The sequence below is a fragment of the Bradyrhizobium cosmicum genome, assembly GCF_032290525.1.
GTDB lineage: Bacteria > Pseudomonadota > Alphaproteobacteria > Rhizobiales > Xanthobacteraceae > Bradyrhizobium > Bradyrhizobium cosmicum_A.
Window position 1 is genome coordinate 1 of sequence record NZ_JASXTA010000053.1, and the last position, 8,701, is coordinate 8,701.

Here is an 8,701-nt window from a genome sequence, read left to right on the forward strand (position 1 = left end):
CGAACTATGCCGAACCGACCAAACGCCGGTCAGCCAGAAAACTGGGGAAAACGACCCGACTCGGCATAGTTCGGCGGACGGCATGATCTGCGAAGATGAACGACGTCGATCCTCAGGTCTGGCTTGCCGATGTACTCGCTCGCATCGCCATCCACCCCGCCCACAGGCTCGATGAGCTGCTGCCCTGGAACTGGAAGATTGCGCAACAGCAAGGCCTCGCGGCGCAGGCGGCTTGATGGGGCCCGTCAACAAAGTCAGCCACGTGTTTACCCTCGGCCATGTCGCCGAGATGCTTGGAGAAGACGAGGAATGGCTGTTCGAGGTCGCCGAAGAAATGGACCCCGAGGATGGCCAGCTATGGGTCGTGGGCGTCGGTGAAGATGGGGTGATGGCGTTCACCGATGAGGGGATCGAGAACCTCAAAGAGCTGATCGCAATCCACAAAGAGGACCCTAGCATCATCGAAAAACGCCGCCAAGTGCTCGCTGCGACGATGAAGCCGAAAACCGAGGAGTCCGACGAGCTCTAACGGTTAACTGGAAAGATCAGCGCGCTGCGGCCTACCGCGTAGGGTTACGACTCGCCTGGACGGCGCGTGTTTTCATCTCGCCTAGCGCGAATTCGAAAAATTGCGCCTGTCGCTGGCGCGTACTACACGAGGGACTGTTACCGCTTCACAGAGATTATGACTCTTTGGAAGTGGCGGGGTAGGCGCCAGCCATTTTGGCGCGAGCCTTGTCTGTTGTGAACAAACATTTGATGCGGAAGCGGGCGGCATTTCGTTGTCGTTCCCAGGCGGTGATTTCGCGGCGCAGTCGCTTGGGGTCGTCGATCCTGCGATCCAGGCACTGGCGCCGCAGGACGCCGATTTCGATCTCGACCATGTTGAGCCAGCTTGCGTGTTTTGGGGTGTAGTGGAACTCGAGGCGTCGCAAAATCCACCTGGCTTCGGCGGGTGATATCGGCAATCTCGATGGCGGGTCGGTGCGGGCGGACGTCGGGGCGGGTCATAAGCCGCATCCCGGACGCGTTGTCATGCCGGTGGCGTCACCTCCAGCGACAGGCGGTCGAGCGTGCTCTGCGTCGCCCAGATCGGTTGGGTGGCGACCTGCGTGTAGCGCGCCGTCGACGACAGGTTATTGTGCCCGAGCAGAGCCTGGATGATCCGGATGCCGGTTCCGTTCTCCAGAAGATGTGTCGCGAAGCTATGGCGCAGCGTGTGCAGCGTGACGCGCTTGGTCAGGCCCGCAGCAATAGGCGAGCATGCACAGAAAGACATGGGCCCGCACGTGCTGTGCCGTCCAGTGGCGGATCGGCCGTATTTCGAGATCAATGGTTTTTATGGACCGGAAGCGGCGTTCGACTCGCGACAGGTCTTTGTAGGCCTGAACCGCCTCTGCAGCGTCGAGATGCCCAGCGGGCATGCTGGTGCGGATGACGTAGATGCCGTCGAGGCGCGCCTCTTCCTCGATCCGCCCGATCCGTCGCTGCCATGAGAGATCGCCATCGGCCACTTCGACATCGAAGTGCTTGGCCATCTTCTTGCGGTCCAAAACCGCACCGACCGCCATGCCGATCTGGGCGGCACCACGCAACGGAGAGTGTTTGCGCTGGACCTGCGCCTGAACGCGAGCAAGTTCGTGCTCGGTCGCGGCCAGCAGATCCTCGCGCTTGCGGGCTCGTTCGGCCGCCAGATCGCGATTGCGACAGACGATCAGCCGCTCGCCCGGGAACAGGTCAGGGGCGCTCATCTCGGCGAGATCGCGATCATCAAACAGCGACAGCTGCAGCGGCCCGTTCTCCGCCGCCAACGCCTGGATCGCCGGCGCACGTAGGCAGGTGATCCAATCAACGCCTGCTGGCTTGAGATCATCGCGGATGCGCGCCGCGGTGATCATTCCCCGATCGCCAACCAACACCATGCGGCTGATTCCGAAGCGGTCCTTGATCTTTTCGACTTGAGAGCTCAGCGTCTTCGGGTCGGCCGTATTGCCGTCAAAGACTTCAACCGCAATCGGCAGCCCCTCGCGCGTACAGAGCAGCGCGTAGACAATCTGCGGCCGATCGCGCCGGTGATCGCGGCTGTGCTCGCAGCTCGGCAATCTGATCTTTGGGCCGGAAACTGGCACGCAGCAGACCGTAAGAATGAAGCCGCTGTAGCCACTGCGCATCGCTGACGTCGGTCTTGCGTCCGGGCACGTGCTTGGCATCGCGGGCATTGACGAGGAATACAATAAAGCCACGGGCATCGAGGAGCTCGAAGATCGGAATCCAATAAACGCTGGTCGATTCCATGACGACCGTCTCGACGCCGCACTCTGCGAACCAATCCACCAACTGATGTAGGTCGGTCGTGAAGGTACCGAAGCTGCGCACTGGTTCGGACGTTCGATCAGCCCTTACGGCGGCCATGTGCATGGTCGCCCCGACGTCGATGGCCGCCGCGTTCGGGTAGACCATCGGCATCTTGTGGTAGATCTTGGGTTTCGATCTCTTCTGCTTCATCTCGAATCCTCCTGTTGACGACGGCAGAAGGGCTGGGCTGCGCTATTGGTCAGATTCCTAAACGGGATCGCCGGATGGCGTCACCACTCTCAAGTGCGCAACAACCCATGGACCAGGTTTTTTAACGGGGTCACTTGCCACCAAAATCGTATCGGCCGCTCCCTTCCGGTCCGCAATCTAGCGCAGGCCCGTTTCTATCCCACAGGGGGAGCGCAGCGCCGCGCATAGTGTTTTAGAAGGAGCGCTCACCAAGGCGGGATTGCTGAGCGCAAAGCGATGATCGACCGTGAGCACGATCTGTCGATCACCAGGCAGGCGGAAGTTTTGCAGATCAGCCGCGGCAGCGTTTATTACCTGCCGCGCCCGGTGCCGGACGCCGATCTCGCGATCATGCGGCGTCTCGACCGGCTGCATCTGGAGTTTCCCTTCGCCGGTTCGCGCATGCTGAGAGGCCTGCTGGCTGCCGAGGGGTGCAAGATCGGCCGCCGGCATGTGAAGACGCTGATGCGGCGGATGGGGATAGAGGCGCTCTATCGCCGTCCGCGCACCACCAGGCCAGAGCCCGGCCACAAGATCCATCCATACCTGCTGCGCGGCATGGAGATCACGCGGCCGAACCAGGTCTGGGCGATGGACACCACCTATATCCCGATGGAGCGCGGTTTTGTCTACCTCGCGGTCGTGCTCGATTGGGCAACCCGTCGTGTTCTGTCGTGGCGGCTATCGATCACCATGGAAGCAGCCTTCTGCGTCGAGACGCTGGAAGATGCCTTGGCTCGTCACGGCAAGCCGGACATCTTCAACACCGACCAGGGCTCGCAGTTCACCGGACAGGCTTTTACCGGCGTGCTCGCCGACAACGGCATCGCGATCAGCATGGACGGCAAGGGCGCATGGCGGGACAACGTGTTCGTCGAACGCCTCTGGCGCAGCATCAAATATGAAGAGGTGTACCTGCGGGCCTATGACAGCGTCAGCGAGGCCCGCAGCTCGATCGGCCGATATCTCGACTTCTATAATCGTACTGAGTCAGAAGGTCGCACGCACGGGAGGCCAGGAATCAAGTAATTGAGGAGATTCGCAATTTGGCGTGTGGAGGGCCAGATGAATCTCGATCAGAGCGGAGATAGCGAGACGCGTTTTGCGGCGTACGTGGCGGGGCTTGGGAGCGTGATCGGTCACGCGGATCGGACAAAGCCTCTGCACGATTATTGCACCGGATTGATGCTGCCTGGCGAGCGCAAGAGCGTGGAGCCGATGGCGGCGCGGACGGCTCCGGCGAGGACAGCGGCACAACACCAGTCGCTGCTGCATTTTGTCGGCGTCGCAACATGGTCGGACGAGGCCGTGCTGGCCAAGGTGCGCGAGATGGTGCTGCCGGCGATCGAGAAGAGCGGACCGATCGAGGCTTGGATCATCGATGACACCTCGTTCCCCAAGCAAGGCAAGCATTCGGTCGGCGTGCACCACCAATATTGCGGTCAGCTCGGCAAGCAGGCCAATTGCCAGGTTGCGGTATCGCTGTCGATCGCCAATCATGCCGCCAGCCTTCCGGTGGCCTATCGGCTGTACCTGCCGGAGACTTGGACCAAGGATCGCGCGCGGCGGAAAAAGGTGGGCGCGCCGAAAGAGATCAAGTTCAAGACCAAGCTGCAGATTGCGCTGGAGCAAATCCGCTGGGCCTGCGAGAGCGGTCTGCCACGCGGCGTCGCGTTGATGGATGCGGCCTACGGCAGGGACGCGCGGCTGCGTGCGGGCATGACGGAATTGGACGTGTACGTGGTCGGCATCGTGCCGACCATCTTGATGTGGGCCCCTGGCCACAGCCCACGGCGGATGGACAAGCCGATGAACAACGCCGGCCGCCGCGACGAGCCCGAACTGGTCTCGGCCAAGAAAGTGGCGCTTGCTCTACCGAAGCAGGCTTGGTGCACGGTGACATGGCGCGAGGGCTCGTCCGACCAGTTGTCTTCGCGCTTCGCGCGTGTGCGTGTCCGGGTCGGGTACAACAAACTGATCCCCGAGAAGCTGTCGCCGGAATGGCTGTTGATCGAATGGCCGGAGGGTGAAGCAGAGCCCACCAAATACTGGCTCGCCACGATGCCGGAGACCATCAGCTTCGAGCGGCTCGTCGACCTCGCCAAGCTACGCTGGCGCATCGAGCGTGACTACCAGGAGCTCAAGCAAGAGGTCGGGCTCGGTCATTACGAGGGACGCGGCTGGCGCGGCTTCCATCATCACGCAACTCTGTGCATCGCAGCTTACGGCTTCCTGATCGCCGAGCAGGCGACGATTTCCCCCTCAGGACCTCGTTCCGCCATGCCGTTCAAGGCACCTCGCTTACCCGACGATTACCGACCCAGAGGATCCGCCCTCGCGGCCTGAACGCCACGTCCCGAACTCAATCGCAACCATGCGTCGGCGACTGGCCTGGGGAATCATCAAAACCCTGCAGCGATGTCCTTGCTGCGGGGCGCCCAACAAGGGGACGACAATGAAAACTCATGACGCAGTAAGAATAACAACAGGCGTCCCCATTCGAGTCTTGACGGCAGCACGCCGGATCAAGCCTACTTCACCCCGCTGCCACTCCGCATGGCAGCCTAACCCCGGCAGAGGCTCCACCTATCGACGCGGAGATTCTGTTCAGACAAACGGGACCAGCTCTATCGATTAACTCCCAACGATCAGCTCATGCCAAGCTGTATCGCAGACCACGCGAACGACCGCGAGGTGGGGGCCTCTTGCCGGTTACTCTCATCGAGCACGCGCCGAACCTCGATCTTCAGCCTGACATCCTGCCTGGCGCGCGCCGACAGCCTGGCCGGATCGCGCCGCTTGGCCACATGGGCGTGGTAGGTCGAGGGGGCGATCGGCAAGACTTTGCAGATCGGCTCGACCCCATGCGCCCACGATGATCGTCGATGAAGGCGATCATGGCTTGGACCGGCGGTCGAGCTCCGCCATCGCAAAATAGGCGCTTGCCTTGCGCAGGATCTCGTTGGCCTGCCGAAGCTCACGGTTCTCCCGTTCCAGGGCCTTCAGCTTCTCGGCCGTGTCGGTCGGAACGCCAGCCCGCTGCCCGCTATCGACCTCGGCCTTCTTGACCCAGTCATGCAGCGTCTGCGGCGTGCAGCCGATCTTGGCCACGATTGACGTCACTGCCGCCCAGCGCGACGGGTGCTCGCTGGCGTGATCCAGAACCATCCGAACCGCGCGGGTCCGGACCTCGGGTGAAAACTTGTTCGTCGTCTTGCTCGTCATGGCTCCATCCTCTCAGGAGTTGGAGCCTCCGGCAAACCCAGGGCGGTTCAGATATCTCCTTCCGCAACGGTTCCTTGAGCCATCCCGGCGGCGGCGGCGGCGGCAGGATATATCCTGATGTAAATGTCGCCTCGGTTTTGGACGCGACAGGAACTTCCGGGCTCGCGCAAAGCGCGAGCCCGGAAGTTGCGGTCCAAAACCGAGGCGACATTTACATCAGGGATGTCACTTTCTGTCGTTCTCCAATAGTAAAATATGCTTGGGTCTCGCTAAGGGCCCACTTTAATTATTCTTAGCGTTTCGCTTATGAAAAGGCCATTATGTGTTTGATTGTTGCCATTGTGCTTTTAATGCGACGTTTTGCGCCAGAGATGGTCTCTTATCGCATATGACAGTCTAGACGTGCAAACTTGCCTGGCCTTTAATTGAATTCAGTGAACAGTACAACAACATGACGCCATGGGCGCAAAAGCATAACTAGCGAAAACGGAAACAACAATAATACAACCAACAAACACGACTGACGCAAATGGAAATTAAAAAACAGGATGTATTTCTACGAGGGGCCAGGACCAACATTGGCGTAGCGAGAGTGGCACCACTAATCCCAACCGGTCGCCCTCGGCCAGTTGGAGGCGGGCATAGAGGGGGGCCAAATCATCTGTCCATGGGCCACGATGTCGAATCGCCCTGTCGTCGTATCGCGCGTCCATATTTGGTTCTCTTGGAAACTGAAGAGGTCGGTCTGAACGATAGCGAGGAAATACTGCATCTCCTCGCGCTGGACGTTAGTGCACCATCGGTCGTGGTACCTTTTCGATAAAGATTTAGTAGAGATGTTGTCATCGTATGGCCTGCAGTTCATTGCTATCACCACCCCAGGGCAATATTTAGTTGGGACTTCTTCGAAACTCCTGGTTGCAACACAGGATAGTGCAAGGGTGGTAGGCAAATAAACATACAAGAGGGGGGGATGTGAAGCATCAAGCGAGAGGGCGTCAACATCGATGGCCTCATTGATGCCACCGGATGGAGACTCGGTCATACAGGGCTGGGTTTCGAACGCCCCAAAATCCCGTGGAGGATGGCCCGCAGCCTGTTCGTACGCCCGCGCCGCAGCCACCCACTCGCCCTGAGCTCGCTGGACCTGCTTGAGGAAGTGCTCACGGTAGGCTTCGACTGCCATCTTGAGGCCATTGCACAGATTGTTTCTGGTCGTACCCGTTAGGCAGACGCTGTCAAATTGGGGGCGCTCGTAGGTTGGATAATTGTCTGCCATGGTGAAGGTATGACGTCTACGACAGATACTATAAGAGGGCTCGCTGCGTGGCGAACTATAAGAGTGACTCGTTTATATAGAGGCTTGTCCACGAGGTGATGGGTTTTGTAATCTCCAACCGGCACAGTTGTTGCCGTTGCGGTGTAATAAAGGGGCATCTTTTGGATGTGTCCCTTAGGTCGCGTAGAGTCGCAGCTTCTGTGAAGCCGTCAAAGGGCACAACTTTGGCGTTCTGCAAAGGGTCGCCCGGATTGCTAAGTCAACAACGCGTCACATCCAACTTTTGGCTGGCTGGCTGGCTGGCTGGCTGGGCTGGGCAGGATATATGGCTTTGTCGCCTTTCTTTGTTTGTGCATTCGTGCACTCGTGACGTATGCGGCGAAGCCGATACCCTGACTTCAGGATCAGACCGCTGATTGACGCATGCGCGTGGGCACGGCGGGTTCTATGATGGCGAGGCATTGCGTGAAGGTCAGGCGGCCAGCTGATCGGCGAGGCTCGTCGGCTTGGCGCAGGCGTTTCCGTTCCCAGGGTAGCAGTTCGGTAAGCCTCCGAGGAAAGACGCCTTGCGACGAGCTGGCCTGATGGTTGAGAACTGTACGTATGGACAGCCATACGATCCGTGCGCTGGATCGACTGGAAGTGGTGGAGACAGGCTGGCGGCGGCGTTGGTCTGAGGAGCAGAAGGCGCGGATTGTTTTGGAGAGCCTGTCTGAGCCGCGCCTGGTTGCGGCGACAGCGCGGCGAGACGGCTTGTCGCGTTCTCTGCTGGTGACTTGGCGAAAAGCCTTCGCGGCGAACCGGACCAAATCCGAGGCTGGCTTTGTCAGGGCAGTTGTGGCCGAGGGTGACCGCCTCCAACGCGATCGGAGAGACCGGTTTGCCCCTGTGGCCTTCCCGGGCGTTCTTCTCGATGTCGGCCAGCTCGAAGAAGCCCCGCCGCGCATGGGCGAAGCAAAACGCCGGCGTAATCGGCAGCACCTTCTTCTGCGGATCGAACAGCGGCTCGAAGCCGTTGTAGCAATCGGCTTGCAGGATACCGGCGAAGGCGGCCAGATGCTTCTGTGGATGCTCGCCGCGTCGGTCGCTCGAGGCGTAACAGACCGCCGCCGGCGGCGCAGGTCCGGTGAAGGGCCGGTTCATCCCGCACATATGTCCAGATCGACCGGTCTTGCACTTGCCCTTCGCCAGGATGCGGATGGTGGTGTCGTCGCCATGAAGACTTCCCCTTTTACTTAACGGCACGTCATCAACCGAGTGTGACGCTGAAAATCGGACCAAACGTTAAGGTGTGAAGCGTCCTGCTCTGTCTCAACCGATGGAGTACGGATATGACCAAGTCACGCAAGAAGTTTGATGCCGCGTTCAAGGCCAAAATTGCCCTGGAGGCACTACGCGAGGCAGCGACGGTGCCGGAGTTGGCGAAGCGGCATGGCGCTCACCCGAACCAGATCTATGGCTGGAAGAAGCAGGTTCTCGACAACGTGGCGAGCCTTTTCGCGCGTGGCGCGAGTGTCTTGGGTGTCTTGGGGGATGGCGAGGAGGGAGCATGAGCACGAGACGGCGAAGCTCTATACAGAGCTGGTCCCGGTTGTCTGAACAGAGTTTCCGCGTCGATAAGTGGAGCCTCTGCCGGGGTTAGGCTGCCATGCG

6 protein-coding genes, 7 pseudogenes and 1 other annotated feature are annotated in these 8,701 nt (G+C 60.0%); of the genes and pseudogenes, 6 read left to right on the forward strand and 7 right to left on the reverse strand.

Features of this window, described 5'->3' with window-relative positions:
- Window positions 1–86: 86 nt before the first annotated feature.
- Window positions 87–236: pseudogene (locus QSV46_RS38755) on the forward strand (transposase domain-containing protein); the annotation flags it as partial.
- Window positions 236–529: a hypothetical protein gene (locus tag QSV46_RS38760; RefSeq protein WP_007590556.1), complete on the forward strand. Its 294-nt coding sequence runs from the start codon at window positions 236–238 to the stop codon at window positions 527–529. The pseudogene QSV46_RS38755 and the gene QSV46_RS38760, both read left to right, overlap by 1 nt.
- A 154-nt stretch (window positions 530–683) precedes the next feature.
- Here the strand turns inward: QSV46_RS38760 and QSV46_RS38765 are convergent.
- From QSV46_RS38765 to QSV46_RS38780, 4 genes and pseudogenes are all read right to left on the reverse strand, one after another.
- Window positions 684–950, reverse strand: a pseudogene (locus tag QSV46_RS38765) (transposase); the annotation flags it as partial.
- Window positions 951–1,033: 83 nt separating this feature from the next.
- Window positions 1,034–1,255: pseudogene (locus QSV46_RS38770) on the reverse strand (tyrosine-type recombinase/integrase); the annotation flags it as partial.
- Window positions 1,206–2,102: an IS1634 family transposase gene (locus QSV46_RS38775; protein WP_409997287.1), complete on the reverse strand. Its 897-nt coding sequence runs from the start codon at window positions 2,100–2,102 to the stop codon at window positions 1,206–1,208. The pseudogene QSV46_RS38770 and the gene QSV46_RS38775, both read right to left, overlap by 50 nt.
- Window positions 2,005–2,505 (reverse strand): transposase, encoded by a 501-nt coding sequence (locus QSV46_RS38780; protein ID WP_190242181.1) that lies wholly within the window; start codon window positions 2,503–2,505, stop codon window positions 2,005–2,007. The genes QSV46_RS38775 and QSV46_RS38780 overlap by 98 nt, the downstream gene beginning before the upstream one ends.
- A gap of 231 nt (window positions 2,506–2,736) precedes the next feature.
- On the opposite strand from QSV46_RS38780, the pseudogene QSV46_RS38785 reads away from it, so the two are divergent.
- A pseudogene (locus QSV46_RS38785) lies at window positions 2,737–3,573 on the forward strand (IS3 family transposase); the annotation flags it as partial.
- Window positions 3,574–3,609: 36 nt separating this feature from the next.
- Complete coding sequence (locus tag QSV46_RS38790) at window positions 3,610–4,890, forward strand: IS701 family transposase (RefSeq protein WP_314963964.1); 1,281 nt, start codon at window positions 3,610–3,612, stop codon at window positions 4,888–4,890.
- Window positions 4,891–5,258: 368 nt separating this feature from the next.
- Here QSV46_RS38790 and QSV46_RS38795 read toward each other — a convergent pair.
- A pseudogene (locus QSV46_RS38795) lies at window positions 5,259–5,769 on the reverse strand (transposase); the annotation flags it as partial.
- Window positions 5,370–5,485, reverse strand: a sequence feature (AL1L pseudoknot). (Overlaps the previous pseudogene by 116 nt.)
- Window positions 5,770–6,370: 601 nt before the next feature.
- Complete coding sequence (locus tag QSV46_RS38800) at window positions 6,371–7,048, reverse strand: RolB family protein (protein ID WP_108523226.1); 678 nt, start codon at window positions 7,046–7,048, stop codon at window positions 6,371–6,373.
- A gap of 603 nt (window positions 7,049–7,651) precedes the next feature.
- On the opposite strand from QSV46_RS38800, the pseudogene QSV46_RS38805 reads away from it, so the two are divergent.
- A pseudogene (locus QSV46_RS38805) lies at window positions 7,652–7,834 on the forward strand (transposase); the annotation flags it as partial.
- Between the two features lie 63 nt (window positions 7,835–7,897).
- On the opposite strand, the pseudogene QSV46_RS38810 reads toward QSV46_RS38805, so the two are convergent.
- Window positions 7,898–8,269: pseudogene (locus QSV46_RS38810) on the reverse strand (transposase); the annotation flags it as partial.
- A gap of 110 nt (window positions 8,270–8,379) precedes the next feature.
- Here QSV46_RS38810 and QSV46_RS38815 point away from each other — a divergent pair.
- On the forward strand, window positions 8,380–8,601 hold the full coding sequence (locus QSV46_RS38815; RefSeq protein WP_314963965.1) for a transposase: 222 nt from the start codon (window positions 8,380–8,382) through the stop codon (window positions 8,599–8,601).
- The last annotated feature ends 100 nt before the right edge of the window (window positions 8,602–8,701 follow it).